The organism is Phenylobacterium sp. (assembly GCF_030651185.1).
Lineage (GTDB): Bacteria > Pseudomonadota > Alphaproteobacteria > Caulobacterales > Caulobacteraceae > Phenylobacterium.
This window is the reverse complement of record NZ_JAUSCJ010000033.1, coordinates 1-26,271: the sequence shown is the minus strand read 5'-3', so window position 1 is coordinate 26,271 and position 26,271 is coordinate 1. Positions and strand designations below refer to the sequence as shown.

The 26,271-nt window shown below is 67.7% G+C and carries 28 protein-coding genes; 14 read left to right on the top strand and 14 right to left on the bottom strand.

Annotated elements, in window-relative coordinates; all coding sequences use genetic code 11:
* Nucleotides 1–30: 30 nt before the first annotated feature.
* The 3 genes from Q7J39_RS16710 to Q7J39_RS16700 all read right to left on the bottom strand — a co-directional run bounded on the left by Q7J39_RS16710 (nucleotide 31) and on the right by Q7J39_RS16700 (nucleotide 3,936).
* Nucleotides 31–1,971, bottom strand: coding sequence for a nucleoside-diphosphate sugar epimerase/dehydratase (locus Q7J39_RS16710; protein ID WP_304827727.1), 1,941 nt, complete (start codon nucleotides 1,969–1,971; stop codon nucleotides 31–33).
* 261 nt (nucleotides 1,972–2,232) lie between these two features.
* Nucleotides 2,233–2,925 carry a TorF family putative porin gene (locus Q7J39_RS16705; protein WP_304827724.1) on the bottom strand — a complete coding sequence of 231 codons (693 nt, stop codon included), beginning with the start codon at nucleotides 2,923–2,925 and terminating at the stop codon, nucleotides 2,233–2,235.
* Between the two features lie 207 nt (nucleotides 2,926–3,132).
* Entirely contained in the window at nucleotides 3,133–3,936 is an 804-nt protein-coding gene (locus Q7J39_RS16700; RefSeq protein ID WP_304827722.1) for an SDR family NAD(P)-dependent oxidoreductase, read from the bottom strand.
* 96 nt (nucleotides 3,937–4,032) lie between these two features.
* Here Q7J39_RS16700 and queF point away from each other — a divergent pair, with 96 nt between their 5' ends.
* Nucleotides 4,033–4,488 carry a preQ(1) synthase gene (gene queF, locus Q7J39_RS16695; protein ID WP_304827718.1) on the top strand — a complete coding sequence of 152 codons (456 nt, stop codon included), beginning with the start codon at nucleotides 4,033–4,035 and terminating at the stop codon, nucleotides 4,486–4,488.
* 273 nt (nucleotides 4,489–4,761) lie between these two features.
* Here queF and Q7J39_RS16690 read toward each other — a convergent pair whose 3' ends face one another.
* Nucleotides 4,762–5,373 carry a nitroreductase gene (locus Q7J39_RS16690; protein ID WP_304827715.1) on the bottom strand — a complete coding sequence of 204 codons (612 nt, stop codon included), beginning with the start codon at nucleotides 5,371–5,373 and terminating at the stop codon, nucleotides 4,762–4,764.
* Nucleotides 5,374–5,450: 77 nt separating this feature from the next.
* Here Q7J39_RS16690 and Q7J39_RS16685 point away from each other — a divergent pair, with 77 nt between their 5' ends.
* The 3 genes from Q7J39_RS16685 to Q7J39_RS16675 are packed head-to-tail and all read left to right on the top strand — an operon-like array spanning nucleotide 5,451 to nucleotide 7,193.
* Nucleotides 5,451–6,065: an NUDIX hydrolase gene (locus Q7J39_RS16685; RefSeq protein WP_304827712.1), complete on the top strand. Its 615-nt coding sequence runs from the start codon at nucleotides 5,451–5,453 to the stop codon at nucleotides 6,063–6,065.
* Between the two features lie 27 nt (nucleotides 6,066–6,092).
* Entirely contained in the window at nucleotides 6,093–6,923 is an 831-nt protein-coding gene (cysE, locus tag Q7J39_RS16680) for a serine O-acetyltransferase (protein ID WP_304827709.1), read from the top strand.
* A 57-nt stretch (nucleotides 6,924–6,980) separates the two neighbouring features.
* On the top strand, nucleotides 6,981–7,193 hold the full coding sequence (locus tag Q7J39_RS16675) for a DUF3126 family protein (protein ID WP_370690093.1): 213 nt from the start codon (nucleotides 6,981–6,983) through the stop codon (nucleotides 7,191–7,193).
* A gap of 373 nt (nucleotides 7,194–7,566) precedes the next feature.
* Here the strand turns inward: Q7J39_RS16675 and Q7J39_RS16670 are convergent, their stop codons facing one another.
* Nucleotides 7,567–7,866: a hypothetical protein gene (locus Q7J39_RS16670; protein ID WP_304827705.1), complete on the bottom strand. Its 300-nt coding sequence runs from the start codon at nucleotides 7,864–7,866 to the stop codon at nucleotides 7,567–7,569.
* A 79-nt stretch (nucleotides 7,867–7,945) separates the two neighbouring features.
* Here Q7J39_RS16670 and Q7J39_RS16665 point away from each other — a divergent pair, with 79 nt between their 5' ends.
* Complete coding sequence (locus tag Q7J39_RS16665) at nucleotides 7,946–8,923, top strand: phytase (RefSeq protein ID WP_304827702.1); 978 nt, start codon at nucleotides 7,946–7,948, stop codon at nucleotides 8,921–8,923.
* Between the two features lie 75 nt (nucleotides 8,924–8,998).
* Here Q7J39_RS16665 and Q7J39_RS16660 read toward each other — a convergent pair whose 3' ends face one another.
* Nucleotides 8,999–9,763: a PhoH family protein gene (locus Q7J39_RS16660; RefSeq protein WP_215339601.1), complete on the bottom strand. Its 765-nt coding sequence runs from the start codon at nucleotides 9,761–9,763 to the stop codon at nucleotides 8,999–9,001.
* Between the two features lie 315 nt (nucleotides 9,764–10,078).
* Here Q7J39_RS16660 and Q7J39_RS16655 point away from each other — a divergent pair, with 315 nt between their 5' ends.
* A complete protein-coding gene (locus Q7J39_RS16655; protein ID WP_304827699.1) occupies nucleotides 10,079–10,609 on the top strand; it encodes a gamma carbonic anhydrase family protein in 531 nt (176 codons plus the stop codon).
* A 16-nt stretch (nucleotides 10,610–10,625) separates the two neighbouring features.
* On the opposite strand, the gene Q7J39_RS16650 is transcribed toward Q7J39_RS16655, so the two are convergent.
* Entirely contained in the window at nucleotides 10,626–11,300 is a 675-nt protein-coding gene (locus tag Q7J39_RS16650; protein WP_304827696.1) for an OmpA family protein, read from the bottom strand.
* A 62-nt stretch (nucleotides 11,301–11,362) separates the two neighbouring features.
* A complete protein-coding gene (locus tag Q7J39_RS16645) occupies nucleotides 11,363–12,541 on the bottom strand; it encodes an acyl-CoA dehydrogenase family protein (RefSeq protein ID WP_304827693.1) in 1,179 nt (392 codons plus the stop codon).
* An 81-nt stretch (nucleotides 12,542–12,622) separates the two neighbouring features.
* Between Q7J39_RS16645 and Q7J39_RS16640 the strand changes: the two genes are divergently transcribed.
* On the top strand, nucleotides 12,623–13,504 hold the full coding sequence (locus Q7J39_RS16640) for a hypothetical protein (protein ID WP_304827690.1): 882 nt from the start codon (nucleotides 12,623–12,625) through the stop codon (nucleotides 13,502–13,504).
* A gap of 27 nt (nucleotides 13,505–13,531) precedes the next feature.
* A complete protein-coding gene (locus Q7J39_RS16635; protein ID WP_304827687.1) occupies nucleotides 13,532–14,140 on the top strand; it encodes a TetR/AcrR family transcriptional regulator in 609 nt (202 codons plus the stop codon).
* Here Q7J39_RS16635 and Q7J39_RS16630 read toward each other — a convergent pair.
* Both Q7J39_RS16630 and Q7J39_RS16625 read right to left on the bottom strand, forming a co-directional pair.
* Nucleotides 14,119–14,979: a dienelactone hydrolase family protein gene (locus Q7J39_RS16630; RefSeq protein WP_304827683.1), complete on the bottom strand. Its 861-nt coding sequence runs from the start codon at nucleotides 14,977–14,979 to the stop codon at nucleotides 14,119–14,121. The two genes, Q7J39_RS16635 and Q7J39_RS16630, sit on opposite strands and share 22 nt — an antisense overlap.
* Before the next feature lie 80 nt (nucleotides 14,980–15,059).
* A complete protein-coding gene (locus Q7J39_RS16625) occupies nucleotides 15,060–15,716 on the bottom strand; it encodes an alpha/beta hydrolase (RefSeq protein WP_304827680.1) in 657 nt (218 codons plus the stop codon).
* Nucleotides 15,717–15,833: 117 nt separating this feature from the next.
* On the opposite strand from Q7J39_RS16625, the gene Q7J39_RS16620 reads away from it, so the two are divergent.
* From Q7J39_RS16620 to Q7J39_RS16605, 4 genes are all read left to right on the top strand, one after another.
* The gene (locus Q7J39_RS16620; protein WP_304827677.1) at nucleotides 15,834–16,616 is read left to right on the top strand and encodes an enoyl-CoA hydratase-related protein; all 783 of its coding nucleotides are present in this window, start codon (nucleotides 15,834–15,836) and stop codon (nucleotides 16,614–16,616) included.
* A 62-nt stretch (nucleotides 16,617–16,678) separates the two neighbouring features.
* Nucleotides 16,679–17,152, top strand: coding sequence for a hypothetical protein (locus tag Q7J39_RS16615; RefSeq protein WP_304827675.1), 474 nt, complete (start codon nucleotides 16,679–16,681; stop codon nucleotides 17,150–17,152).
* A gap of 105 nt (nucleotides 17,153–17,257) precedes the next feature.
* A complete protein-coding gene (locus Q7J39_RS16610; RefSeq protein ID WP_304827672.1) occupies nucleotides 17,258–18,910 on the top strand; it encodes a choline dehydrogenase in 1,653 nt (550 codons plus the stop codon).
* 102 nt (nucleotides 18,911–19,012) lie between these two features.
* A complete protein-coding gene (locus Q7J39_RS16605) occupies nucleotides 19,013–19,606 on the top strand; it encodes a TetR/AcrR family transcriptional regulator (protein ID WP_304827669.1) in 594 nt (197 codons plus the stop codon).
* Nucleotides 19,607–19,630: 24 nt separating this feature from the next.
* Here Q7J39_RS16605 and Q7J39_RS16600 read toward each other — a convergent pair whose 3' ends face one another.
* Entirely contained in the window at nucleotides 19,631–21,694 is a 2,064-nt protein-coding gene (locus Q7J39_RS16600) for a PAS domain-containing hybrid sensor histidine kinase/response regulator (RefSeq protein WP_304827666.1), read from the bottom strand.
* Nucleotides 21,695–21,930: 236 nt separating this feature from the next.
* Between Q7J39_RS16600 and Q7J39_RS16595 the strand changes: the two genes are divergently transcribed.
* A complete protein-coding gene (locus Q7J39_RS16595; protein ID WP_304827663.1) occupies nucleotides 21,931–22,524 on the top strand; it encodes a LuxR C-terminal-related transcriptional regulator in 594 nt (197 codons plus the stop codon).
* 3 nt (nucleotides 22,525–22,527) lie between these two features.
* Here the strand turns inward: Q7J39_RS16595 and Q7J39_RS16590 are convergent, their stop codons facing one another.
* The 3 genes from Q7J39_RS16590 to Q7J39_RS16580 all read right to left on the bottom strand — a co-directional run bounded on the left by Q7J39_RS16590 (nucleotide 22,528) and on the right by Q7J39_RS16580 (nucleotide 24,821).
* A complete protein-coding gene (locus Q7J39_RS16590) occupies nucleotides 22,528–23,343 on the bottom strand; it encodes an ion channel (protein WP_304827660.1) in 816 nt (271 codons plus the stop codon).
* Nucleotides 23,344–23,524: 181 nt separating this feature from the next.
* Nucleotides 23,525–24,151, bottom strand: coding sequence for a hypothetical protein (locus Q7J39_RS16585; RefSeq protein ID WP_304827657.1), 627 nt, complete (start codon nucleotides 24,149–24,151; stop codon nucleotides 23,525–23,527).
* Between the two features lie 118 nt (nucleotides 24,152–24,269).
* Nucleotides 24,270–24,821, bottom strand: coding sequence for a PAS domain-containing protein (locus Q7J39_RS16580; protein WP_304827654.1), 552 nt, complete (start codon nucleotides 24,819–24,821; stop codon nucleotides 24,270–24,272).
* A 175-nt stretch (nucleotides 24,822–24,996) separates the two neighbouring features.
* Between Q7J39_RS16580 and Q7J39_RS16575 the strand changes: the two genes are divergently transcribed.
* A complete protein-coding gene (locus Q7J39_RS16575) occupies nucleotides 24,997–25,908 on the top strand; it encodes a hypothetical protein (protein WP_304827651.1) in 912 nt (303 codons plus the stop codon).
* Nucleotides 25,909–26,271 lie beyond the last annotated feature (363 nt).

Genomic DNA, 26,271 nt, shown 5'->3' with positions numbered 1-26,271 from the left:
GGCGATCCTTGGGCCCGCCCGCCGGGGTGTCTAGCCGTTGGCGACGACACGGAGCGCCGGCGCCGTGCCGGGCTTTTCGCCACGGATCTGGGCCACCAAGTCGAAGAGCGCGCGGCGCACAGCCTCGACATCGCCCTTGTCGGCGAGGCCTTCGAGATCCAGCAGGTGGTTGGCGGTGATGCGCAGGGCCGAGGAGGAGACGACCTCCATCACCTTAGGTGCGCAGGGCAGGGACCGCTCGGTCTCGTCCAGCAGGGCCTCGGTGAGCTTCTCGCCGGGGCGCAGGCCGGTGATTTCAATTTCGATATCCTTGCCGGGCGTGCGGCCCGACAGGGCGATCATCTGGCGCGCAAGGTCCATGATCCGCACGGGCTCGCCCATCTCCAGCAGGAACAGCCGGGCGTGGCTCGTCTCCGCGCCCTCCGCACTGGTGGCCGTGGCGTGCAGGACGAGCTGGGCGGCCTCCGGAATGGTCATGAAGAAGCGCGCCATGTCTTCGTGGGTCACCGTCACCGGGCCGCCGCGATCGATCTGCGACTTGAAGATCGGCACCACGGAGCCGGCCGAGCCGAGCACATTGCCGAATCTCACAGCTGAGAAACACGTGCCGCGGCCGTTCTGCTGCGCCTGGATCACGGCCTCCGCCAGACGCTTGGTGGCGCCCATGACGTTGGAGGGGTCGACGGCCTTGTCGGTGGAGATCAGCACCATCTGTCGCGCGCCGCAGGCGCGAGCGCCCTCGGCCACGTTCCAGGTTCCGACAACATTGGTCAGCACGCCCTCGCAGGGGTGCCGCTCGACCATGGAGACATGCTTGAGGGCGGCGGCATGGAAGACCAGGTCGGGCTTCTCGCGCTGGAAGCACTCGCCGACGCGGCTGGCGTTGCGCACATCCACCAGGGCGGCGTGGCGCGACAGGGCGGGGAAGGTTTCTCCGAGTTCGCGGTCGATCTCGAACAGCGAGGTCTCCGAGAAGTCGAGCATGGTGATGTGGGCGGCCTGGAAGGCGGCGACCTGGCGCACCAGTTCGGCGCCGATGGACCCGCCGGCGCCGGTGATCAGCACCCGACGGCCATGAATCAGGGCCTTGACCGCCTCATGGTCCAGTTCGATGGGCTCGCGGGCCAGCAGCTCCTCCACGCTGATCTCGCGCATGGGCAACAGGGCTATGCCGTCGTGCTGGGACAGTTCGACGATGGAGGGCAGGCGCAGCAGGCGGATGCCGTCGTTCTTCAGTCGGCCCAGCTGATCGGCGGTGAGGCCCTTCAGGCGGCCGGGTTCATCGAGGAACAGGATGGCCCGCGGATAGCGGTTCCAGCGCCGCAGGTCGGCCAGGGCCGCCTCAAGGTTGTCGATGCACTCGATGATGCAGACGCCACGCACCTGTTGGCCCACATCGCGGGCGTCCGGTCCGACGATACCCACGGCGGTCCAGGCGTGGTCATGACGCCGCGCGACATCGCGCAGATAGGTGTCGGCCAGCGCTGTCGGACCGATGAGCAACAGGGAGGGGGCCTGGGGCGCGCGATCATGGATCGACTTCAGTGGCGCGAAGCTGTCCAGGGCGTGCTCGTGCAGGGCGCGGCGCATGATCCGCGCGCCCATGGAGCCGGTCATCTGGAAGATGGTGGCCATGGCCAGGACCGAACGGGGCAGGCCGCTGGCCCGGTCGATCACGAACACCGCCAGCAGGAAGACACCTGCGGTCAGGACAGCGGTCCTGGCCAGGACCAGGGCGTCGGGAATGGAGACATAGCGCCAGGGCGAAAGTTCGCGCCGGAATACCGTGGAAAACACGCAGGCCAGGGCGGCGTAGAAACCTATGAGCTGCGCGACATTCAGGACGGAGAGATCTCCGCCATCCAGGCCCGGCACGCGAGACGACGACAGCAGGTAGGCGAGAAAGAAGGCCGCAGCCGCGATCAGAGTATCGACGACGACGGTCTGGGCTCGGTTGGCCATCTGCTCCATGGAATCGCGCTCCGCTCCGGTCGTCCGACCCATCACCATAGAGGGGTAGGCGCGACCGTCCAATGAAACTCCCGTCCCGGGAGCTTTCCGCCCGGAAATGAGCCGCGCGGCGCAGCTTTTCACCGGCGCCCGTCTTGGGATTGCGATCCCCGATCGCGTGCGGGCGTGGGCCGGTGGAGTTCTCCGACGCTCCGGCCCGTAGAATCAGAAAAGCCGCCCCTGCGAGGGGGCGGCTTTCCCAGACGTCAGAAAATTGGGCGCTTAGAAGCTGGCCTTCACGCCGACAACAACCTTCGACTCGTAGATGTCGCCGAAGCCGTGTTCGTCGGTGTCGTGGTAGCGCAGGTCGAAGCCGACGGTGTCGTTGAGAGCATAGCCCACACCCAGGTTCCAGGTGTTGTAGTCGGCCGGACCTTCGATTTCCTGGTGGCCGATGGCGCCGGAGACCGAGACCTTTTCGGCGACCGGAACGGCGCCGTTGATCTCGTAATAGGTGGCCTTACCGGTCTTGCCGAAGAACTCCGGCGAATAGAAGACCAAGGCGCCGATGGTGGCCGGACCGACGGCGGTCGAGGCCGCAGCCTTGTACTCGACGTAGTCTTCGTGGCTGCCGGTCGGTTGGTTGGTGTAGCCGTAGTAGTAGACACCGAGGTCGAGGTTCACGACGCCGATGGTCGGCTTGATGCCGCCGTAGATGTCGTATTCCAGGTCGGTGCCGTTGCCGAATTCGACATTGGACACCCAGACGCCAGCATAGCCGATGCCGTACAGGGTGGCGTCAGCGCCGCCATAGATCTGGCCTTCGTTGTCGGTCTGGCTGACACCGCGGAACACGTAGTCCGTCGCGGCGCCGAGGTTGAAGGACAGCGCGATGTCGTCATCGGCGGCGAGGGCGCTTCCACCCATGGCGGCGGTGGCCGCGGCGGCGAGAAGCATGGTCTTCAGAGCGTTCATTTTCGTTATCCCCTTATATCCAGCCGAGCTTCGCCCAACCGTCGCCGGAGATCGCCAGTTGGAGACCTCCAGATCAACGCGGGGCGGAGCCGCAGCGCGCCCTACCTACTCGCTGCGCGGAATTTGTGCGTTAATGAAGCTAGGCGCCGCGCAATTAGGCGCCAAGCTGTGCCTTGGGCGCCACGTTCGGCTTTCACGGGTCAAGCCTCAACGCATCGCCAGGGGCGAATAGTTCAGGTGAGTCCCCGCATCCACCAGCAAGGTCTCCCCGGTGATGTGTTTCGATGCAGGCGCAGCCAGGAAGACTGCGGCGCCGGCGATATCCTCGGCCGTCGAGGCGGCCTTCAGCGGCGTCGAGGCCGCGGCGCTGTCCCGCATCTTCTGGGCGCGTTCGGCCCCGACACCCTTGCCGAACCAAGGCGTGTCGATGAAGCCGGGGCAGATGGCGTTGACCCGGATCCTGGGGGCCAGCGCCCGAGCCAGGGACAGGGTCATGGTGGTGAGCGCGCCCTTGGAGGCGGCATAGGGCACCGAGGAGCCGATCCCCGCGACACCGGCGATGGAGGAGGTGTTCACCACGGCGCCGGGCTGCGGCGCGGCCTCCAGCAGGGCGCGGGCTGCGCGGACCATCTGATAGGCCCCCACCACGTTCACACTATAGAGGCGCAGGAAGTCGTCGGCGGTCACCGCGTCCAGGTCGGCGTGGTTGGGCGCGAACTTGGTCACGCCGGCATTGTTGAACAGGGCGTCGATGCGACCGAAGGGCTGCGCCGCCGCGGCGATCCTGCGGCAATCCTCGTCGGAGGCGACATCGCCCTGGACGATCACCGCCTTGGCCCCCTGGGCCTCGACCTGGCGGGCGGTTTCGGCGGCTTCCTCCGCGCTGGAGGCGTAGTTGATGATCACGGCCTGCGCGCCCCGGCTGGCGGTCTCAACGGCGATGGCGCGCCCCAGGCCGGTGGAGGCGCCGGTCACAACGACCACGAAATCCTGGAAATCCTTGCCGCTCATCGCGCGTCCTCTCCCTGAAGCTTTGCGCCGTGATAACGCCTGGCGGCGCCGGAGTCTCGGTTGCGGGCTCGCGCCGCGCGGCGTAAAGCGCGCGGCATGGACGAGACCAACCTGACCCAACTCGGCCGCGACGTCCGCGGCTTCGACTCGCCGGAGGAGGCCGTTCTCGAGCGGGTCCCCAACCCGCAGGCCGATACGCTGTATCTGGCGCGCTTCACGGTTCCGGAGTTCACCTCGCTCTGTCCCGTGACCGGCCAGCCGGATTTCGCCCATCTGGTGATCGACTATGCGCCCGGCCCCTGGCTGATCGAGAGCAAGTCCCTGAAGCTCTATCTGGGCGCCTTCCGCAACCACGGCGCCTTCCACGAGGACTGCACGGTGGCCATCGGCCGCAAGATCGTGGAGGTGGCGCAGCCTCTCTGGTTGCGCATCGGCGGCTACTGGTTCCCCCGGGGCGGTATCCCGATCGATGTTTTCTGGCAGAGCGGAGCGGCGCCCGCGGGCCTGTGGCTGCCCGACCAAGGTGTCGCGCCCTATCGCGGCCGAGGCTGATCAGATTTCCAGCATTTGCGGCGACCTGTCGCACAGCCCGTCTGTGTATCGTCAGGTCAAATCTGAAGCTTCACAGTAGAGCGAGGGGCCGTGATCTCCGAGATCTTTCAGAGTCTCGGGCCCGAGTGAGTCCCAGGCGGGGCGCGGCGCGCGCGAATCGAGCGTCGACTAGCCGACGTCGCCAAAATGGGGTATGTCTCTGTCGCCCAACTCTCCTCGGGCGTGTCACACTTCAGGCCGGGCGGCGACCCTTCGCCGTCCGGCCGTTGTGTTTCAGGGCCGCCAGGCGGTGATCAGGCCGGCCAGGTCGGGCCGCTCCCGCTCCTGCGGCGGCTCCTTCGGGGTGCCGAGGAAGATATAGCCCGCCACCTTTTCCTCAGGCTCCAGGCCCAGGATCGCCTTGGCCTCGTCATCATAGGCGTACCAGTCGGTGATCCAGTTGGCGCCATAGCCCAGGGCCTGGGCGGCGTAGAGCAGGGTGGTGCAGACCGCGCCGGCCGATAGCAGTTGCTCCCACTCGGGGATCTCGCCCGGCCTGGGCCGCGAGACCACGGCCACGCCCAGGGGCGGTATCTTCAGTTTTCCGAGCTTGGCGGCGGCCCGGGTGTCGCCCCTGGAATTGGCGAGCGCCTCCAGGCGATCGGCGAACACCGCCTTGGCGGCCGGTTCCAGGATGATGAAGCGCCAGGGCGCCAGCTTGCCGTGGTCGGGCACGCGGGCGGCGAGCCTCAGCAGGGCGTCCAACTCGCTGGCCGTGGGAGCCGGCTCGGCCAGGGTGACCGCGGAGGCCGAGCGCCGCGTGGCCAGAAAGCTGAGGAGTTCAGGGCAGGGATGCTGGGGAACCGGCTGGCCGAACAGCGGGGCGGCGGGAAGTGACGGGGTCATCTTTGAGCGCGCCTTGTTAGGAGAACCGACAGGGGACTTCTTCTATATGGGGGTGGTTTCGCAAGCTAGTTGAGAACATGTCGCAAAAACCAGACTGGCTTGTCGCCCACGGGACGCCCTGGCGCAAGGGCCCGCCGAGGCGCATCTACGACAATCCCTGGATCAGCCTGACCGAGTACGACGCCGTGGCGCCGACCGGCTCGGACGCCCTGTACGGTGTTGTCAGCTTCAAGAATTTCGCCTTGGCGATCCTGCCTGTCCATGATGACGGGACCATCACTCTGGTGGGTCAGAATCGTCTGCCGTGCGCCGACTACAGTTGGGAAATTCCCGAGGGGGGCGGGCCGCTGGCCGACGATCCCCTGGAGAGCGCCAAGCGCGAACTGCTGGAGGAGACCGGCATGGCCGCGGCCAAATGGCAGGAGATCCTGCAGATGCAGCTCTCCAACTCCGTCACGGACGAACACGCATTTGGCTACCTCGCCACGGGCCTGATCCAGGTTGAGGACGAGCCGCAGGGTGACGGCACCGAAGATATCCTGAGGGCGCGTGTACCTTTTCGGGAAGCGCTGGAGGCGGCGGTCGGGGGTTATATGCGCGATGCTCTGACGGTTGCGATGCTGCTACGGGGGTACCACATGGCCAGGGAGGGCGCTTTGCCGAGCGAACTTTCGGCGGCCATGCTAGGATAAGGGGACATCATGGGACGGGAGGAAGCGATGAGCCAGCGTCTGGAAGTCATCGATCCGGCATCGCCGCCGCCGGTCTGGGCCGCATTGCGCAACGAAGCCGCGCGGGCCTCGCAGTCGGAGCCGGCCCTGGCCTCGCTGCTGAACGCCGTGGTGCTGAGCCACCATGACCTGGGCGCCGCGCTGAGCTATCAGCTGGCGCGCAAGCTGGGGGACCAGGAGCTGCGGGCCATGAGCCTGCGCGAGCTGGCCGACGCCGCCTACAAGGACAATCCCAAGCTGGTGGATATCGCCGAGGCCGACCTGAAGGCGGTGTTCGAGCGCGACCCGGCCTGCAAGGGCTATGTTCAGCCGTTCCTGTTCTTCAAGGGTTTCCAGGCGCTGCAAGCCCAGCGCGTCGCGCACTGGCTGTGGGGCCAGGGCCGCGAGACGATCGCACTCTATCTGCAGAGCCGGATGTCGGAGGTGTTCCAGGTGGACATCCATCCGGCCACCAGGATCGGCTCAGGGGTCTTCATCGACCACGGAACCGGAATCGTCATCGGCGAGACCGCGGTGATCGGCGATGACGTTTCCATGATGCAGGACGTGACCCTGGGGGGCACGGGCGCCGAGAGGGGTGATCGCCACCCCAAGATCGGTAAGGGCGTTCTGTTGAGCGCTGGGGCCAAGGTGCTGGGAAATATCCATATCGGCGACTACGCCAAGATCGCCGCCGGCTCAGTGGTGCTGAAACCGGTTCCGGCCCACTGCACGGCCGCCGGGGTTCCGGCGCGCCTGGTCAACTGTCCGACCTGCGACGAGCCGGCGCGCAGCATGGATCACACGCTGGCCGAAGCTGTGTACGACTACGTCATCTGACGGTTTCCGTGTCGGCCGCGACCAGCTAGGTTCCGCGGCTGTTGAATCGCCGAGGAGATGGCCGTGGACGAGAGAATGATGCGCAAGCTCGAGGGCCACCTTCGCGGCACCTTCGCCAATGCGCGGATCAGCCTGGTCCCCCGTCCCAAGCAGAAGGACTCGGCCGAGGTCTATATCAGCGATGAATTCATCGGCGTGGTCTTCGAGGACGAAGACGGCGACGGGTCCTTCATGTTCGAGATGGCCATCCTGGCCGAAGACCTGCCCTAGGCCAGGCGCCCTGCGCCGGTGCGGCGCCGGGTGGGGTGTCCGTCTTGGACCCTTGCCGTCCGAAGCGTGCCGCTGACCGCCCCCCTTGTTGATCTTGATCATGTTGGGTCCGAACGCCCCCTGCTAGCTGGCAGGGGCGCCCGCTCCTGAGTGGGCGCCAGCGGTGCGACGCCCCCCGCGTCGAACCCGCGCCTTCAACGCCGCGCCCGAAAGGGCCGGCGGGGAAGTGAGGAACCTCAGACCGGGTCTCCCTCCTGTCCTGATGGGGAGGCCCGGTCGCGTTCCCTTCGACGGAACGCGATCCGTCGGCTGGAAGGTCAGGCGCGTGACCCGCTGGAATAACGGTCCGGCCATGTCGCTCTCCAGTTGAAGGTCACCTCCTCGCCGACGATCCCGCCAAAGCTTCACCCTGTTTGCGATAGGTCGCGCCAAAGGCGGCGGCCCAGGTGGGGGCGTCCTGGATGAAGCCGACATTGAACACGTCGCCTGACGGGTTGTTGAACCGGCGCGATCCGAAGTCGTCGTCCGCCTCGCTGTCGAGCCAGGAGTAGTTGACCTGACCCCGCGCGGCATGATTTCCAGATCCTGGAAATAGTGGCGAGCTCAAGGTGAGGCCAATGACGCCTTCTAGACAGTTTATTCTCAGATTTGCGACGGTGTTGGCGACATCCATGATCGGATCGTCTTGCGCTATGCTTGATCCTGAGAGCCGTTCTGACTCCGGGCGAATGGTGCTTGGCGCGGGGACGCCCGTGGCGGCCTCCGGTGAGACCCCTGCCGTTGGCACGGGACGCCGCGACGCGGCCGATGATCCCGAGATCTGGGCTGACCCGGCCGATCCGGCGCGCGGCGTGATCCTGGGCACCGACAAGCAGGCGGGGCTCCATGTTTATGATCTGGGGGGACAGCAGCTCCAGTTCCTGCCGGAGGGCCGTTTGAACAATGTCGATCTGCGCAGCGGCTTCCCCGCGGAAGGCCGCCCCCAGATCCTGATTGGCGCGAGCAACCGGTCGGCGGGGGGCGTTTCGTTCTTCCTGGCCGATCCTGCGGCGCCGGGGGCGCCGACGGTCCGCCGCTGGGGCTTTGCAGCCACGACGGTCAGCGAGCCCTACGGCTTTTGCCTGGGCCGCCGGGGCCAGGCCTTCGTGGCGGTGATGGTGGGCGTCGACGGGGACGTAAGCCAGTATGGGGTGACCGAGGTCGCTGGCGGCCCGGTCCTGGTCCAGGAGCGTAGCTTCACGGTCGGGTCCCAGTCGGAGGGCTGCGTCGTCGATGACGCCAAGGGGATGCTCTATGTGGCCGAGGAGGCCAAGGGGATCTGGCGCTACAGCCTGGACCCGGCCACGGGGTCTACCCGCACCCTGCTGGCAAGCGCTCCCTCAGCCATGCTGGCTCCCGATGTGGAGGGTCTGGCGCTGCTGCGGGAGGGAGACAAAACCTGGCTGATCGCCTCCAGTCAGGGCGACAGCGCCTTTGCCGTCTGGCGGGTCGACGGCGCCGAGCCGGCCTATGCGGGCAGGTTCTCTGTAGTCGCCGGCTCCGGCGCAGATGCGGTCACCGGGACCGACGGGCTGGCGGCGCTTGGAGGACCGGTCGGCGCCTACCCCCAGGGGTTGGTGGTCGTTCAGGACGATGCCGACACCCCGGGCGAGACGGCCTCCACTGTGCGAAGCCGGCAGAACTTCAAACTGGTCGACTGGCGGGCCGTCAAGCTGGCGCTTGGGCTCTGAGGGTCGAGGTCCTCATCGAGCCCAGTCGATCGGCGCGGTCCCTGGCGGACATACCAGGGACCGGCCTGAATGGTCTCAGAGGACCCCCAGCATCTCGGCGACCAGGGGGTGACGCACGATGTCGCGATCCTTCAGGCGGACCACGGCGATATTGGAGACCGCTTCCAGCTTGTCCGCCACGGGGCCCAGGCCTGAGAGTTCCGGCAGCAGATCCGACTGGTTGGGGTCGCCGGTGACCACCATGGTGGAGTGCCAGCCCAGGCGGGTCAGCAGCATCTTGAGCTGGCCGTAGGTGCAGTTCTGGGCCTCGTCGATCACCACGAAGGCGTTGTTCAGGGTGCGGCCGCGCATGAAGCCCACCGGGGCGATCTCGATGGCGCCCTCGGTCATCAGGGCCCGAACCCGCTTCATGGAAAGACGGTCAGACAGCGCGTCGTAGAGGGGGCGCAGGTAGGGGGCGAGCTTGTCCTCCATCTCGCCGGGCAGGAAGCCCAGGGATTCGCCGGCCTCGACGGCGGGCCGGGAGAGCACGATGCGCCCCACCTTGCCGGCCTCCAGGGCCTCCACCGCCTTGGCGATGGCCAGGTAGGTCTTGCCGGTCCCCGCGGGGCCGAGCGCCATCACCAGGTTCTTGGCGTCGATGGCGGCGATCAGCTCGTCCTGGCCCGGCGATTTGGACTTGATGGTCTTCAGGTACCCCTGCTCGCGGTCATCATTGTGATGCGCCAGCGGCGACCAGGCCCTTTCCACCGGCAGGCGGCGAATCTTGCCGTCATCCTGGAACTGGCCGGCGTCGAAGGCGCCTTCGCGCACTTGTCGCTTCAGGGCTCGCTTGGTCATCAAAGCCTCCGTAAGGGCATGAAAAAAGGGCGTATCCGCAATGGATCGCCCTTCGAGGTCGACTGGTGATGTGAGACAGAGCGGCGTCGTGCGCAGCCCGGTGGACCGCTTTCGCTTCGCAATGCTGGCGGGCAACCCCGCCGAAGCCACAAACGCGACACCCTCGTCTCCGTCATGCGGGGCGCCAGGACCGAAAATCCGGCCATGGCCGGTTCGGGAAGGCTATCGCCCTCACGAATCGCCCGACTAAGATGATCCTAACGGGGTTAATCGCGGATTAAGCAAACGATCCGTGACAATAACGAGGGTGCGACAATGAGTGTCTATAACTTGGGCGACGTGGCTCCGGAGCTTCCGGGTGCGGACGAATACTGGATAGCGCCGAACGCGGCGGTGATGGGGAACGTGATTCTCAAGAAAAATGCGTCCGTCTGGTTCGGTGCGACCATTCGTGGCGACAACGACCCCATCATCATCGGCGAGAACTCCAACGTGCAGGACGGCTCTGTTCTGCACACCGACACCGGGTCGCCGCTGACCATCGGGGCCAATGTCACCGTGGGGCACATGGTGATGCTTCACGGCTGCAGCATCGGCGACAACTCCCTGGTGGGGATCGGCTCGATCATCCTCAACGGGGCGAAGATCGGAAAGAACTGCCTGATCGGCGCCAATGTGCTGATCACCGAGGGCAAGGAGATCCCCGACAACTCTCTGGTGATGGGGGCGCCGGGCAAGGTGGTGCGAGAGGTCTCGGAGGGCCAGGCCCGCATGCTGGCCGGCGGGGCGATGCACTACGTCGCCAATTGGCAGCGCTATAAGAGAGAGCTGAGGGCGGCGGGTTAGGCCGCCCTCAAAGCCGCTAGCCCTGGATCGGGCGCAGGATGATCTCGACGCGGCGGTTCTGTGCGCGGCCTTCCGGTGTGCCGTTGCTGGCCACCGGCTGGCGCTCGCCCTCGCCGGCGACGAAGATACGGGCCGGCATCACACGACCGGCGCCCACGAGGTAGTTGGCCACTGAACTGGCGCGGCGTTCCGAGAGGGCCTGGTTGTGGTCGTCCGCGCCGCTGGAGTCAGCGTGGCCGACGATGTCGATGGTGGTCTGCGGATAGGCGTTCAGGGTGCGGGCCACGTCGGCCAGGACCGGCTCGAACCGCGGCTGCACGTCGGACTGGTCGACGGCGAAGGTCACGTCGCTGGGCATGATCAGGACGATGTTGTCGCCCTGGCGGCGGATCTGCACGCCCGAGCCCTCCAGCGAGCGGCGGAAGTCAGCCTGCTGGCGGTCCATGTAGTTGCCGACAGCGCCGCCGGCCAGCGCGCCGATACCGGCGCCGATCAGGGCGTTCTTGCGGCCCTGCTCACCGCTATTGGTGTTGGTCAGGTAGCCCAGGGCCGCGCCGCCCAGGGCGCCGGCCAGGACGCCGGTCCCGGTGTTGTTGCGCACCGGCATGCCCGTATAGGGGTCGGTGGTGGTGCAGGCGGTGAGGGCAGCCGCGCCGGCAAGCATGGCGAGGGTAGCGGTAAACTTGGACATGACCGTCTCCGGGACGTGGGGGATAAGTCCGTCAACGCCCGTCCAAGGTGAAGGTTCCGCGCTCAGATTCTGAGCACGTGCTTGGCCATGATGTTGCGTTGCACCTCGTCGGATCCGCCGGCGATGCTGGCGGCGCGGCCTTCGAAGTACCGGGTCACTTCCCGGCGCGCCCAGGCCGGTCCAAGCGGTTCGGCGCCGCCGCCCACCTCGGGGAACCAGGGCGCGGCATAGGGGCCGGCGCACTCCATATAGAGCTCCGTCAGCCTCTGGACGATGTCGGTGCCCTTCAGTTTGAGCATCGAGGATTGCGCGCCTGGGGCGGAGCCGGCCGCGACCTCCCACAGGGTGCGAAGCTCGGTCATCTCCAGGGCTCTCAGCTCGATCTCGAGGACGGCCAACCGCCCCGCGAACCCTGGATCGTCGATGAGCCGGTCGCCCTGCGAGCCGGAGATTTCCGTGGCGGCCGCGATTCGAATGCCGCGGGCGAGGTTCAGGGACAGGGAGACGAAGGCCTGCCCGGTCCGCTCGTGGGTGAGCAGGCCCTTGGCATAGGTCCAACCCTGACCTTCCTCGCCGATCCGATTTTCCACCGGAACCCGGACGGCGTCGAAGATGACTCGGTTGAAGGCATGACGGCCGTCGATCGAGATGATCGGCGTCACCATCACGCCGGGGCTGCGCATGTCGATGAGCAGGAAGGTGATGCCCGCCTGCGGCTTGGCCTCGGTGGCGGTTCGCGTCAGACAGAAAATCCAGTCGGCCTTGTGAGCGCCGCTCGTCCACACCTTTTCGCCATCCACCACATAGACATCGCCGTCCCGCACCGCACGGGTCCGTAGCGAGGCGAGGTCCGAACCGGCGCCAGGCTCGGAATAGCCCTGACACCAGCGGGTGGTGTCGGCGACGATGCCCGGCAGGAACCGCTGCTGCTGGTCGGGACTGCCATAGGCGAATAGGACCGGCGCCAGCATGCCAGGCCCCATGCCGCCGACCTGGGCCGGGACGCCGGCCGCGGCGGTCTCCCGTTCCCAGATAAAGTTCATGGCCGGGGTCCAGCCGGGGCCGCCGAAGGCGACAGGGAACTTGTTCACGGCCCAGCCTCTGGCCAGCAGGGCCTGATGCCAGCGCGCCTCGTCAGCAGCCGACCCGTCGAAGGGCGCGTCTGGCGGGAACACCCTGGCGATCAGCGCTCTGACCTCGTCGCGAAAGACGGTTTCCTCCGCCGAAAAGTCGAGATCCATGGCCAGTCCGGATTGTTATTGTAAGGTCCATCCAATAGTATCCGGCCCCGCCACACCCGGTCAACCGACAGCGAGGTCCAGATGTCCCACGCGCCCTTCACGACGAGCCGTCAGGACGGAATCATCGCCGGCCCGGTGCGCCGTCCCGACAATTTCTCCAAGCATGCCAAGGGCTCGATCCATGACGACGCCACGGCGCAGAAGCTGGGATTCAAGGGCGGCACGGTGGCTGGAAACATCCACTTCGAGCAGTTCCCGCCGCTGATGGCCGAGCTGTTCGGGCGCGATTGGTATCGCACCGGCAACCTGTCACTCTATTTCCTCACCCCCACCACCGACGGGGAACCGGTCCAGGTCTTCGCCCGCGTTCCGGTCCCGCGGGTGGAGGGCGGGATGCGCGCTGAGGTGTGGATGGAGGACGCCGAGGGCCGAAGGGTCTGCGAAGGCACGGCCGCGTCAGGCCCGCCGGATATGGAAAGCTTCCTGCGTCAGAAGTTGGAGGCCGTCCGCCCGGCGGAGGATCTGCGGATTCTCAAGCAGTCCAAGGTGGGCGACACCTGCTTGGGCGTTCCCGCGCGCCTGGCCTTGTCCCGCAACGAGAACCGCCTGGCGTTCATCACCGAGCCGCTGGCGGAATATGAGGACGCAACGGTGTGGGGGGAGCGGGTGGCCGCCCCGGCCATCGCCATCGACGCAATGCGCGAGGTGGAGACACCGCTGTTCAAGCCCGACGAGGCCTTCGTCGGCATGTTCGGCGCCATTGAGGTCCAGTGGCTCGACGGGCCGGTGTTCATGGAGCACGACTATCTCGCGGACGGTCGGCTGCTCGCCCTCTCGGAATCGCCCAAGACCGAAGTGGCCTGGTTCGAGAGCACCCTGCGCGACGCCGAAGGCGGGCGCGTGGTCTCAAGGCTGATCCTCATGACCCGGCTTTTGAAGGGCTCCTCGCCGCTCTGGACCTGAGCATCGAGAGCGCGGCATAGGGAGAGCATGACAGAGCGCATTCGCACGCGGCTGACGCCGGCCGCTCGCCGGGACCAGATTCTCGACGTCGCCGCCCGCGTGATCGTTCAGGAGGGCCTGCAGGCCGCGACCATGGAACGGCTGGCGCGGGCCGCACACGTGAGCAAGGCGCTAGTCTACACATATTTCGCCACGCGCGACGGCCTCTTGGGCGCGCTTCTGCAGCGGGAACAGGCGGATCTAGGCGACCGCGGGATGGCCGCCGCCCTGCGCGCCGAGACCTTTCCCGACCTGATCGCCCAGACCACCCGGCACTATCTGGAACACGTCCGCGACCGTGGCCCGTTGATCGCCGCCTTGCTGGCCGACCCCTCCACCGCCGCCCTGATGGAGGCCGAAAGCCGGATCAATCGCGACCAGACCATCCGCTATCTGGTCCGCGCGACGCGGCGGGCCTATGGTCTGCCCCTGGCCCCGGCGATCGTCGCCGTGGACATGTTGATGGGGGCGACCGGACGGGCCGGGAGTCGCGTCGCCGACGGGGAGCTCGAGATCGAGGACGCCGTCAACCTGTGCGTTCAGATCGCCCTGGGCGGGCTGGAGCGGCTGGCGGCTCAGGCCAGGGCGCGCGCGTAGAGCGCGATGAGGGCGGCCCAGGCGCGCTCGGCCTCGGCCGGATTGTAGACGGCGCCGGTCTTGACGCACCAGCCGTGCTGCGCGGGATAGACCTCGACCGTGGCCGGCAGCTTGGCGGCGGCGAAGGCCGCCTTCAGCTTGTCCTTGCCGTCCGGCTGCTTGGCGTCGTCGTTCTCGGCGATGGCCACCAGGAAGCCGGCCCTGGCCTTGCCCAGTTGCAGATGCAGGCTGTCGGGCCCGTCGACCACCAGCCCGCCGCCGTGGAAGGAACCTGCCGCGCCCACCCGGACCGGATGGTTGATCGCGGCCATGAAGGTATAGGGGCCGCCCATGCAGTAGCCCGTGGTTCCGATCTTCTTGCGGGCGTTCACCTGAGGCTGCTTGTCGAGCCAGGCGACATAGGCGGCGGTGTCGCGCGCCTTGGCGTCCGGCGTCAGCGGGCTGGTGAGTTCGCCCAGCTTGGCCCGGTCGGTGGGATTGGAGAACTCGAAGGGCCCGGTGATCACCGGCGCCTTGCGGGTGCGATAGAAGGGGTTGGGGACGACGACCGCATAGCCCTCGGCCGCCATGCGCTTGCCCATGTCGCGGAACACCGGGCGCAGACCCAGGATGTCGGTGAAGATCACCACGCCGGGCCAGGTCCCCTTGCCGGCGGGATGGAAGAAGGCCGCGTCGCAGGGGCCGTCGGCGGTGGTGATGGTGATGTCGGTCTCGACCACCTCGGCGGCGAGCGCCGCGCCGGCGATGGCGACGCCGGTGGCCATGGTGACGGTGGCGAAACCACGGCGGGTCAGGCGCGAGTCGCGGTCGGCGCTGGCGGGATTGAGTTCGTCGTCCATGGGGAGCCTCACCTGATGTGGGCGCTCGTTAACGGCGCCTGTGATCGCCAGGTTAACTCAGATGCCAAGCCGCGCCTGTGTCAGGCGAGAAACTTGTGCAGGAAGTTTCCGCCCATCTGCAGGCCGTCCAGGTCGATGCTGTGGCCCAGCCCTGGAGAGACGTGCCCGCCGACCTCGAATCCGAGCTTCTGCAGGGTCGCTCCGGCGTGATGCAAGGCGGCCACCGGCACCATGGGGTCGGCGTCGCCGTGGATCAGCAGGATCGGGGGGTTCACCTTGGCGGTGTCCAGGCCCGTCTCGTCCACCAGCATTCCGGAATAGCCCAGGATGCCCGCCACCTGGGGCGAGCGGCGCAGGCCGACCTGCAAGGCCATCATGGTCCCCTGGCTGAACCCCACCAGGGCCAGGCGGTCCTCGGTGAGGCCGTACTTGGCCAGCTGCTGATCGATGAAGGCGTTCACCACCGGCGCGGCTTCCCGCGCCCCATTGATGCGAGCCTGGGCATCCATGTTGGTGATCGGCCACCATTGGTAAGCGTCGAACATGCCGGGCAAGACCTGGGGCGCGTTCGGGGAGATGAACAGGGTGTCGGGGAAGGCGTGCTGCCAGTGCGGCACCAGGCCGATCAGGTCCGCGCCGTTCGATCCGTAGCCGTGCAGCAGGATCACGAGACTTTTCGGCGCGCCGCCGGAGAGGGGGGGAATGGCGGGACCGTCGAGGGTTGGAAGCGTGGTCATGCCTTTTGGTGGGGGAGGTCGCCCGTCCGGTCAAGCACGGCAGGCGCCGAGCCTGCTTGACGGACGCCACGGCGCCCGGCCAGCCTTCCCCCCAACAAGACAATGGGAGGACACCCGATGGCCTATGAATTCATCTCCGTGGAGCGCGAAGGCCCGGTCACGGTCTTCACCCTCAACCGGCCCGAGGTGATGAACGCGGTGCATTCGCCGATGCACTTCGAGATGGACGAGGCCTTCAACGCCTTCAACGCCGACCCCGAGCAGTGGGTCGGCATCATCACCGGCGCCGGCGAGCGCGCCTTCTCGGCCGGCAACGACCTGAAGAACCAGGCCACCGGCGGTTCCATGGCCATGCCGGCCAGCGGGTTCGCGGGCCTCGCCCAGCGCTTTGACCTCAACAAGCCGCTGATCGCCGCCGTCAACGGCGTGGCGATGGGCGGCGGATTCGAGATCGCGCTCGCCTGCGACATCATCGTGGCCTCCGACAACGCCGTCTTCGCCCTGCCCGAGCCGCGGGTGGGTCTGGCCGCCCTGGCCGGCGGCCTGCATCGCCTGCCGCGCGCCATCGGCACCAAGCGGGCCATGGGCATGATCCTCACCGGCCGCCGGGTCTCCGCCGCCGAGGGCCACGAGCTGGGCTTCGTCAACGAGGTCAGCACCCCGGCCGACCTGATGGCCACGGCTCGCCGCTGGGCGGGCCAGATCGCCGAGCTGTCGCCCATGTCGATCCGCGCGTCGAAGGAGGCGGTCTATCGTGGCCTCGACGAGCCGACCTTGGAGGGCGCCATCGCCGGCCAGAACCGCTACCCCGCCATCTCGGCCCTGTTCCGCTCCGAGGACTTCGTGGAGGGGCCGATGGCGTTTGCTCAGAAGCGCACGCCGAACTGGAAGGGCAAGTAGGTAGCTGCCACCTGGTGTCAGCAGGGTGGCGGTAGATCGAAGCTCCAGCTTAGGAGCCTTTGATGTCCGCCGACCGCCAGACCTCGCGCCACGCCTTCGATTTCAACCACGGCGACTGGATCGTCACCAATCGCCGCCTGAAAGGGCGTGGCGTCGGCTCCGTCGACTGGGAGGTGTTCGACGCGCGCCAGCGCTCGGACCTGCGGCTCGGGGGCATGTGCAGCCTCGATGAGATCGACTTCGTCGAGCAGGGGTTCAAGGGCATGACGTTCCGGCTCTACAGTCCGGAGCGGGACGAGTGGACGATCTGGTGGATTACCGACCGGGATGGCGTCATGCAGCCGCCGGTGATGGGCCGCTTCGAGGGGACGCGCGGGACCTTCCACGGACAGGACATGGACGGCGACCGTCCGGTCGCGGTGGTGTTCGACTGGCAGACCGCTGATCCCAACGCGCCGCGCTGGAGCCAAGCCTTCTCCTATGACGGCGGGAAGAGCTGGGAAACCAATTGGATCATGGAGTTTCGACGTCCGTGACGCCGGCGTCAACTTTATGCAAGGTGACGCAGCGTCCGGTCTTGTGTCAGGCGCCGAGGCCAGTAAGGGTGGCCTAAATAAAGCTCGCCAGGGGACGGACGCGCCATGGACCGCTACGACTACATCATCATCGGTGCGGGCTCGGCCGGCTGCGTCCTGGCCAACCGGCTGACCGAGGATCCCACGGTCAAGGTCCTGCTGCTGGAAGCCGGCGTGAAGGACAATTCGCTGATGGTGCGGATGCCCGCCGGCGTTGGCGGCCTGATCGGCGCCAAGGGGACCTACAACTGGGGCTTCTGGACCGAGGAAGAGCCCAACCTCAACAACCGCAAGCTCTGGTGGCCGCGCGGCAAGGGCTGGGGCGGGTCCAGTTCCATCAACGGCATGATCTACATCCGCGGCCACGCCCGCGACTATGACCAGTGGCGCCAGATGGGTCTGCAGGGCTGGTCGTACAAGGATGTGCTGCCCTACTTCAAACGCTCCGAGAGCCTGGAAGGTGGCGGCGACCAGTGGCACGGCGGCAGCGGCCCGCTGGCGGTCACAAAGGCGTCGGACCCCAATCCGCTCTACAAGGCCACGATCGAGGCGGGCCGTCAGGCTGGGCACAAGGTCACCAGTGATTTCAATGGATTCCAGCAGGAAGGTTGGGGGCCGTATCAGCTGACCATCAAGGGCGGCGAGCGTTGGAGCGCGGCCAAGGGCTATCTGCACCCGGTCCTGACGCGCACGAATCTGACCTGCCTGACCGGCGCGCGGACGACGAAGATCGTCATCGAGAACGGCCGCGCCACCGGCGTGGAGTTCATCGACGACAAGGGCGTCAAGCAGGTGGTCCACGCTGACCGCGAGGTGCTGCTGAGCGCCGGGGCGGTGCAGTCGCCGCACATCCTGCAACTGTCGGGGATTGGTGACCCGGAGGAACTGACCAAGCACGGCATCCCGGTGGTCCATGCCCTGAAAGGGGTCGGCGCCAACCTGCAGGATCACCTGGACGTGACGCTGTCGTGGGAATGCCCGCTGCCCATCACCGTCTTCTCGGCGCGCAAGGGCATCAAGACCGCGCTGATCGGGATCAACTATCTGCTGTTCAAGAAGGGGCTGGGCTCCAAGCAGATGTTGGAATCGGGGGCCTTCCTGAAGTCGCGCCCCGACCTGGACCGTCCCGACCTGCAGGTCCACTGCGTCCTGGCTGTCATGCAGAACCACGGCAAGACCCAGGTGGCCAAGGACGGCTTCACCTTCCACGTCTGCCAGCTGCGGCCCGAGAGCCGCGGCCGGGTGGGGCTGAACTCCGCCAACCCGCTGGACGATCCGGCGATCTTCGCCAACTACCTGAACACCGAGGAAGACCGCCGCGCCCTGCGCGAGGGCGTGAAGATGATGCGGGAAGTCGCCCGCCAGCCGGCCCTGGACAAGTACCGCTCCACCGAGCTGTTTCCCGGTGAAGCCGTCCAGACCGATGAACAGATCGACGCCTGGATCAAGGAGGTCGCCGAGACCATCTATCACCCGGTCGGCACCTGCCGGATGGGCGGCGCCGACGACGACATGGCGGTGGTGGACGGCGAGTTGAAGGTGCGCGGTATCGCCGGCCTCCGGGTCATCGACGCCTCGGTCATGCCGACCCTGGTGGGGGGCAACACCAATGCGCCCACCATCATGATCGCCGAGAAGGCCGCCGACATGATCCGGGGCAAGCCGGCCCTGCCGGCGGACGACGCGCCGGTCTATGAGGATGGCCAGCAGGCGGCCTGATGTCGGTGGTCGTGGATGGAGGACTCGGGGGTTCGCGAGGACCCGCCGACCTCGATGAGGCGTCGCGATAGACAAAACGACCGGTCGTGCTAAAAACTCGGCATGGGAAAAGGCGCGACCACACGTGAGGCGATCGTCAGCCAGGCCCTGGACCGGGCGGTGCAGGTGGGGCTGTCGGGCCTGTCGCTGGGGCCGTTGGCCGACGACCTGAACCTCTCCAAGAGCGGTCTGTTCGCGCACTTTAAATCCAAGGAAACCCTACAGTTAGCGGTGCTGCAGGAGGCCATCAACCGCTTCACGGCGCGGGTGGTGGAGCCGGGGTTGAGGACCCCTCGGGGCCGAGCGCGGATGGAGCTGCTGATCCACCGCTGGTTCGACTGGATCGAGGGGGAGCCCGGCATGCGCGGCTGCCTGTTCTCGGTCGCCGCCCAGGAATATGACGACCGCCCCGGCGCCATCCACGACCTGCTGGTGGGGTCTCAGTTGCAGTGGCAGGAAACCCTGGCGCGCATGGCCGCGGACCTGCCGCGGGGCGGGCCGCTGCCGGCCGACATGTGCCAACAGGTGGCCTTCGAGGTGACGGGGAGTGTGCTGGCCTTCCAGCAGCAGACCAAGCTCTTCAAGGCGCCCAAGGCGCGGGCCTGGGCCGAGACGGCAGTGGCCCGCATCCTCGACGACGCGGCCAACGCGGTCTGAGGCGCCACGCCGCCCTGCTCGAACCTAGTCGGCCGGCGGCAAGTTTTCCGCGATCCGTTCAAGCAGAGCCGCGGCGCTGATCGGCTTGGAAACGAAATCGTCCATGCCGGCCTCCCGGCATTCGCTCACCTCGTCGGGAGACGCCGCGGTGACGGCGATGATGGGGATGGCCGACTGGGGGCCGGGCAGGGCGCGGATGGCGCGGGTCGCCTCAAGACCGTCCATCCGGGGCATGTGAACGTCCATCAGCACCAGATCGAAGCGGCCGGTTCTCACCGCGGCGACGGCGGCGGCGCCGTCCTCGGCGAATTCGTAGCGAAGGCCTGCGCCCTCCAGGACGATGCCCGCCACGCGGCGGTTCAGGGGGTGGTCCTCGGCGATGAGAATCAGCGGGTCGCCGGAGGCTGGAACGCCCCCAGGCTGGCGGAGCGCAGCGCTCGGCGGTGGCGGGGCGGCCGCCTCGGTGATCTCGAAGGGAATTTCGCACACGATGCGGGCACCGCCCTCCGGCGCGTTCTCCGCCCAGATGCGCCCGCCCATCAGGGTAACGAGTTCGCGGCAGATGGTCAGGCCCAGGCCCGTGCCTCCGTGCTTGCGCGTCGTGCCGGCGTCGGCCTGGATGAAGGGATCGAACAGACGCTCCCGCTGGTCCTCCTCGATGCCGGGGCCACTGTCTGTGACCTCGAAGCGCAGGTTCGAGCCGCGGCCGATGCGGCGGGCGGCCAGGGTGACCTGACCGCGGTCGGTGAACTTGATGGCGTTGTTGACCAGGTTCGAGAGCACCTGGCGGAGGCGTCCGGCGTCGCCGAGGAGGGTCGCGGGCAGGCGGCTGACGCTGACCTTCAGGACGATCCCCTTGGCATCTGCGGCGAAGCGCCAGACGTCGCCCACGGCGGTGACCGCTTCGGCCGGCGAGAAGGGGGCTGGATCCAGCAGCAGGGCGCCGGCCTCCACCTTGGCCAGGTCCAGCACCTCGTTGAGGATCGACAGCAGGCCCTGGCCGGAGGAGCGGATGATGGTGACCAGCTCCAGGTCGTCCGGCGCCAGGGCGCGGTGCGAGAGGGCCTCGGCGACGGCCAGGATGCCGTTCAGGGGGGTGCGCAGCTCGTGGCTCATGGTCGCGACGAATCGCGACTTGGCCTGGTTGGCCACCTCGGCGGTCCGGCGCGCGGCTTCCGTCTCCAGGGCGAGAGCCTCCAGGGCGGCCTTCTGGGTCGCGAGGCCGGCGCTGAGGGTCTCCAGCTCGAAGACCGTGCCGCGCAACTCGGCATTGGCGGCCCTCAGCGCCTCGTCCACCTGCAGACGCTTGGTGATGTCGCGGCAGGCGCCGATGAACCTGCGCTCGCCGCCGATCACCGCCTCGCCGATGGAGAGCTCGATGGGAACGATGTGGCCCAGCCGGTGGCGCAGGGGCAAGGCGCGCGGGCCGACATTGAGAATCCCGCTGACCCCGCTCTCGAGGTAGCGCTCGATCTGGCCCTGGTGGCTGCTGTGATAGGGCTCGTCCATCAGGATCTGGATCGGGCGGCCCACCAGCTCGTCCTCGGCCCAGCCGGTCAGACGGGCGGCCGCCTCATTGGCCCCTTCGATGACCCCGTCGGGTCGGATCACGATCATGGCGTCCGCCGCGTGGGTGAGAATCGCCCGTAGGCGATCCTCCAGGGCGCGCAGCTTGGCGATCCCTTCCTCGCGCGCGGTGACGTCGTTGACGCTCAGGACCAGGCCGCGCTGCTGGCCGTCGATGCGGCGCGGCAGGAAGGAGACCCGTAAGACTCGGCCCTCCCCCAGGGCGGCCGAGAGCTTGGCCATCCCCGCCCGGCCAGCCATCGCGCCCTCCACCACGGGGGCGATGGTCGCGGCGTCTGCGGCGTTGAACAGGTCGGCGAGGCCGACGCCGGCCTTGCCCGGCCATTGGGCGTCGGCGCCCTCGCGGGTGACGCCGGCGGCCGAGACCAGGCGCAGGTGCTCGTCGAAGTCCAGGGCCAGCAGGGAGAAGGCGTGGCGGAAGAAGGTGGTCGAGGGCGCGAGGGCCAGGGCCTCCCGGACCCGAACCTGCGCAGCCTCGATCAAGGGTTTCTGGTCTGGCATTCTCGAATCACCCCCGCGATCCCTCAGTCTCCAGGCAAGCCAGGGTGTCGGGTATCCTACCCATGGCCTGGCCATCAGGCCCGAAAGCTCAAGGCTTCCTGCGCCAGATCAAGGCGCGGCGGGGCCGGGGGCTGAATGGCTAGCCGCTCGGCCAGGTGACGAGGGGGCGGAAAGACCCTAGTTGCCGCAGGGCCATCTGTCCGGCCCATGGGCTCCAAGGAGATTTCACCATCCCGATGCGTGCTGTGATTGTCAGCAGTCAGCCCCTCTGCCGCGACGCCCTGGCCGCCGTGGCGCGCGAGGATCTGGGCGCCGAGGTGGTGACGGCCGCTGACCTGCCGGGGGTGGAACGCGACCACAAACCCGACCTCATCCTGCTGGACCTGCCGTCGGGGGTCGACCCGGCGCGCTGGATCGCCCGCGGCGCCCAGATCGCGGCCGGCCATCGAGTGCTGGTGGTCTCGCAGCGCGATCTCGCCCTGGCTCGCCTGGCCCACGGCCACGGCTACAGGGCGCTGCTGCCCAAGAGTTCGGAACGGCCCTTGATGGCGGCGGCCCTGAGGCTGGTCCTCGCCGGTGGGGAGTACTTTCCTTGTTTCGAGGAGCTGGAGGCCGGGTCCGAGCCGCCCGCCGAGACCGGCGCCGAGCGCTTGTCGAACCGCCAGCGCGAGGTGCTGGCCCAGATCGAGCTGGGCCGCACCAACAAGGAGATCGCCAAGCAGCTCGGCATCTCGATCGCCACGGTGAAGCTGCACGTGCAGGCCATCCTCGCGGCGACCGGCGCGCGCAACCGCACCGAGGCGGTGAGCCGACTCAAGCTGGCGGGGTAGGCCTCAAAGCTCATCATTCGGGATGTTCAGCAGGTTGCCGCAGGCCTTGCAGTGGACGGCGTCCAGGTCGTGGCGCATCAGGCCGCAGTCGGGGCAATTGAACAGCACCTTGTGCGGCCGCAGCAGGGCCTGGGCCAGCCGCACGAAGAGCGTGAAGCCCGACAGCATGATCAGGATGGAGAGCAGCTTGCCCGAGGCGCCGGGCAGGGTGACGTCGCCGAAGCCGGTGGTGGTGACCGTGCTGACGGTGAAATAGAGCGCGTCCACATAGCCGTGAATGTTCGGGTGATTGCGCGCATAGAAGGCGTAGACGAAGCCGGTGACGATGAAGAGGTAGGTCACCAGGGTGGCCAGGGCCTTGCTGGTCTCCTCCCAGCGCGTGTTGTCGTAGCGCCGGGCCACGGTCTCCCAGAAGAAGTCGCTGTGGAACAAGGTCCAAAGGCGCAGGACCCGCAGGAAGGCGAAGTTGGCCAGCCAGAGCGGGAAGAGCAGGGTGATCAGCACCGCCAGGTCGATCCAGAACGTCGGCCGCCGTAGCCAGTGGGCGAGGTGGGGGGCGGCCAGGGTGCGGGCTGCGACGTCGATGGCCACGATCACCGCGATCACATAGTCGAGGATCAGAAAGACCGGCCGGTCGCGCACCATCGGCGTGATGATGAAGAAGCCGATCAGCACGAAGTCCAGGGCGATGACGCCGAGGCGGAAGCGGATGGCGCCGGGGCTCTCGCCGTAGAACAGGTGACGCAGCCAGGCCCGCAGGCGTTGCAGCCGCGAATTGCGGTCGTGAGGGGTCGCCAGGTCGCGCGTCTTCGAAGCCATGAGGCATGAAACGCGCGAAACCGCCTGTGTCATGCGATTCTATTGGGGAGGGGGACCGCGCAGCTATGAGCCCACGTCGCTGAGCGATTTCCTCCTCTGTCGCGCAGCGGAAAGTCCGCGGGCGCTGGCGGAGGTTGGGTAGGCTCATCCTCCGCCGTGAAGCAGAGGAAAGCTCCGGCCCTTACGGCGTGTCCAGCGCCACGACCTGGGTGGGGGCGTCGAGGGCCGGGATGGCGAGTTGCTCGGTCTCGATGATCTCCAGCTCCACCAGGGCCCGCCTGGGCATGGCGCCCGCGCAGCCGTCGCGTTCGCCCAGCCCCTTGAGGTAGGCGCGGCGCACGGCGCCGGCCAGGGCCGCGTCCTGAACCTTGCGGGCGTGGGCCTCGGCGCCGGTGACCGTGCGCACGACGCCGCGCATGGGAATCCAGCTGACCGACAGCCGGCGGATCGCGCCGGCGGCGGCGCGGGACGCCATCCTGCGCTTGGTGGTCTTCAGCGCTGCGACGTCGAGGTCGGGGCCTAGCGCCTCATCGAGGCCTGCGATCTCGCTGGCCATGGCGGCGCAGCCGGCCAGGGCGGCATAGGGGCCGTGGGCGGCCTTGCGCAGGCTGTCGTGGATCTCGGCCTGGTTGATGTTGAAGTCGGCGAGCGGCTGGCCGATGGCTGAGACGAACTCGTTGCGCTGCGGCGAGGCGGCGGCCTGGGCGGGGATATCCTGGGCGTGAGCACAGGGCGCGAACACGCCGAGGCTTGAGATGATGGCCGCGCCCGCGAGCCAGTGTCTTGGGGCGCTCAGTGGATGTTCCATCTGCGCTTCCTCCGGGTACGCAGTCTAAAGCCGACAGGCTTTCCCGAGGATTTAAACGCGCGAAGAAAGTGTGGGTGGCGTGGTTGGGTCCTTCTCCCGCAGGGGGAGAAGGGATTTTCTATGCCACGTGGCGGCCGTCGAGGGTGGCGAGGCGCAGGCGGGGAGTTTCCTCGTTGGCGGGGCCCATGCCGCGGATGTCGCGGACGGCGAAGGGCTGGGCGGGGAGGCCGCGCAGGCGTGAGACCATGCCCAGCGGCTGGTAGAGGCCCAGGAACCGGTCGACCGAGCCGCCCGCGCCCGCCAGGGGGGCGAAGAGCACCTCCATGGCCAGGCTGGGCCCTTCGGTCAGCACCTCGACGGTGGCGACGATGGGTTCGGGGCGGCGCCAGGCGGTTTCCAGGGCGGTGTGCAGATTGAAGCGGTCGCGCTCGCGCACCAGGGACAGGCCGTTCTGCTGGCGAAGGTCGCGCTGGTGCAGTTCGGCGACGAAGCCGCCGGCCAGGCGCACCGGATAGACCCCCGACCTGGCGCGCCCGAGGATGAAGACCTGGGCGATGATTTCGGAAAAGTCGGCCGGGCTGATGTCGCTGCGGAGCGGCAAACGGCCATCACCACCGCGCGTTCGCCAATAGTCTATCAACCGTTCTGTATTTGAATGGAACACCGACATCCGGATGCAGCCCTGCCCGCGGCGTGAATCGACCGCATGGGGCTTGCAGAAAGATGCGGACCAGTCGCCGGACGTCTCCAATCGGGACGCTTCGGCTTGGCAGGCGGGGCCAGCCGCGATGTGCGGCGCGGTTCTTGCATGCTTAACAGGTGGCCTGACGAGGAGGGGCCGTCCCATGACGATGCGTTCGACCCTGCTCGGCCTGGTGCTCGGATTTGGACTTCTGTTCCTGGGCAGCGCCGCCCCGGACGAGGCGTTGGCCCAGTGCTGCGCCCCGCCCCCGGTGTGCTGCACGCCCCCGCCCCCGCCCTGCTGCATCACCCCGCCGACGCCCCCCTGCTGCACCCCGCCTCCGGCGCCGCCGCCGCCGACCCCGCCCTGCTGTGACAACGGCCCGCGCACCAGCGTCCACGTCAATGTCTCCAGTGTGAACGTCGCCATCGCCAACGCGGCGTCAAGCGCCGGCGCAAGTTCCGGCTCCGGATCTGGCGCGGGCGCAGGATCCGGCTCGGTGACCTATTATGGCGGCGGTGGCGGTGGCGGCGGCTATTCGCCCCCGATGTCCACCGGCATGATCCAGGGCCTCTATGTCGACACCGGGCGGCGGATGAAGAAGACCAGCTACCAGGCGACGCGCAGCAAGACGCGCCGGGTGGTGATCCAGGCCTTCTGCGTCGACGACCGCGAAATTCCCCATCCCGCGTCGCAGGTCACCCCCGACCGCGACATCGATGACGCCTATGAGGGCGAGCTCTATCGCTGCATCGCCGGGACCTACCTGTCCTGGACCATCGCCGAGTATAACGGCCAGATCGATTTCGGCGGCGGCCAGACCAAGGTCTGCCGCAAGGGCGACGCCCTGGTCCATCTGCCCGGCGGCAAGGTGGAATGCCGGCCGCAGAAGCCCGGCCGCGACTGCAACGAACGCTCGCTGCTGCGCCGGTTCGGCGCCGGCGTGAAGGTCCTGACCATGATCATGACCGAGACCTACACGGCCTATCGCGAGGAAGAGGATCGCGAGAGCAGCTCCGTGTCGGTGACCACCGCCATGAGCCTGGACGGCGGGGTCGGCGGGATCGTGTACTAGGGCCGATCAGCCAGGTTTGAAATTGCGGAGGGGCTCGCGGCGACGCGGGCCCATTCTGCGTTTTTCAATTCCTCCCCCACCGGGGGAGGGGGACCGCGAAGCGGTGGAGGGGGTTAGGGCCTTGCCAGCGGCACGGGCCAGGCCCCCTCCGTCTCGCAGGCGAGCCTGCGATCCACCTCCCCCGAACCGCGCTGCGCGCTGGGGGAGGAATTTGACCGTTACTTCGCCGGCTTGATCTCCAGCATCCACATGCGGTCGTCCAGCAGCACCTCCTGGGCGGCGCGGCGGACGTCGGCGATGGTGACGCGTTCGGTGCCGGGCAGGATGGCGCGGGTGGCGTCGAGGCGCCTAGGGTCGGCTTGC

Bases quoted from the DNA above. Each gene is read 5' to 3' on its own strand.
- queF (WP_304827718.1), top strand. From the start codon at position 4,033: ATGGACGAGACCAACCTGACCCAACTCGGCCGCGACGTCCGCGGCTTC.
- Q7J39_RS16605 (WP_304827669.1), top strand. From the start codon at position 19,013: ATGGGAAAAGGCGCGACCACACGTGAGGCGATCGTCAGCCAGGCCCTG.
- Q7J39_RS16675 (WP_370690093.1), top strand. From the start codon at position 6,981: ATGGCCGTGGACGAGAGAATGATGCGCAAGCTCGAGGGCCACCTTCGC.
- Q7J39_RS16615 (WP_304827675.1), top strand. From the start codon at position 16,679: ATGTCCGCCGACCGCCAGACCTCGCGCCACGCCTTCGATTTCAACCAC.
- Q7J39_RS16685 (WP_304827712.1), top strand. From the start codon at position 5,451: ATGTCGCAAAAACCAGACTGGCTTGTCGCCCACGGGACGCCCTGGCGC.
- Q7J39_RS16610 (WP_304827672.1), top strand. From the start codon at position 17,258: ATGGACCGCTACGACTACATCATCATCGGTGCGGGCTCGGCCGGCTGC.
- Q7J39_RS16575 (WP_304827651.1), top strand. From the start codon at position 24,997: ATGACGATGCGTTCGACCCTGCTCGGCCTGGTGCTCGGATTTGGACTT.
- Q7J39_RS16600 (WP_304827666.1), bottom strand. From the start codon at position 21,694: ATGCCAGACCAGAAACCCTTGATCGAGGCTGCGCAGGTTCGGGTCCGG.
- Q7J39_RS16700 (WP_304827722.1), bottom strand. From the start codon at position 3,936: ATGAGCGGCAAGGATTTCCAGGATTTCGTGGTCGTTGTGACCGGCGCC.
- Q7J39_RS16660 (WP_215339601.1), bottom strand. From the start codon at position 9,763: ATGACCAAGCGAGCCCTGAAGCGACAAGTGCGCGAAGGCGCCTTCGAC.
- Q7J39_RS16670 (WP_304827705.1), bottom strand. From the start codon at position 7,866: ATGGATGTCGCCAACACCGTCGCAAATCTGAGAATAAACTGTCTAGAA.
- Q7J39_RS16625 (WP_304827680.1), bottom strand. From the start codon at position 15,716: ATGACCACGCTTCCAACCCTCGACGGTCCCGCCATTCCCCCCCTCTCC.
- Q7J39_RS16630 (WP_304827683.1), bottom strand. From the start codon at position 14,979: ATGGACGACGAACTCAATCCCGCCAGCGCCGACCGCGACTCGCGCCTG.
- cysE (WP_304827709.1), top strand. From the start codon at position 6,093: ATGAGCCAGCGTCTGGAAGTCATCGATCCGGCATCGCCGCCGCCGGTC.
- Q7J39_RS16650 (WP_304827696.1), bottom strand. From the start codon at position 11,300: ATGTCCAAGTTTACCGCTACCCTCGCCATGCTTGCCGGCGCGGCTGCC.
- Q7J39_RS16640 (WP_304827690.1), top strand. From the start codon at position 12,623: ATGTCCCACGCGCCCTTCACGACGAGCCGTCAGGACGGAATCATCGCC.
- Q7J39_RS16645 (WP_304827693.1), bottom strand. From the start codon at position 12,541: ATGGATCTCGACTTTTCGGCGGAGGAAACCGTCTTTCGCGACGAGGTC.
- Q7J39_RS16655 (WP_304827699.1), top strand. From the start codon at position 10,079: ATGAGTGTCTATAACTTGGGCGACGTGGCTCCGGAGCTTCCGGGTGCG.
- Q7J39_RS16690 (WP_304827715.1), bottom strand. From the start codon at position 5,373: ATGACCCCGTCACTTCCCGCCGCCCCGCTGTTCGGCCAGCCGGTTCCC.
- Q7J39_RS16635 (WP_304827687.1), top strand. From the start codon at position 13,532: ATGACAGAGCGCATTCGCACGCGGCTGACGCCGGCCGCTCGCCGGGAC.
- Q7J39_RS16580 (WP_304827654.1), bottom strand. From the start codon at position 24,821: ATGTCGGTGTTCCATTCAAATACAGAACGGTTGATAGACTATTGGCGA.
- Q7J39_RS16620 (WP_304827677.1), top strand. From the start codon at position 15,834: ATGGCCTATGAATTCATCTCCGTGGAGCGCGAAGGCCCGGTCACGGTC.
- Q7J39_RS16585 (WP_304827657.1), bottom strand. From the start codon at position 24,151: ATGGAACATCCACTGAGCGCCCCAAGACACTGGCTCGCGGGCGCGGCC.
- Q7J39_RS16705 (WP_304827724.1), bottom strand. From the start codon at position 2,925: ATGAACGCTCTGAAGACCATGCTTCTCGCCGCCGCGGCCACCGCCGCC.
- Q7J39_RS16595 (WP_304827663.1), top strand. From the start codon at position 21,931: ATGCGTGCTGTGATTGTCAGCAGTCAGCCCCTCTGCCGCGACGCCCTG.
- Q7J39_RS16590 (WP_304827660.1), bottom strand. From the start codon at position 23,343: ATGGCTTCGAAGACGCGCGACCTGGCGACCCCTCACGACCGCAATTCG.
- Q7J39_RS16710 (WP_304827727.1), bottom strand. From the start codon at position 1,971: ATGGAGCAGATGGCCAACCGAGCCCAGACCGTCGTCGTCGATACTCTG.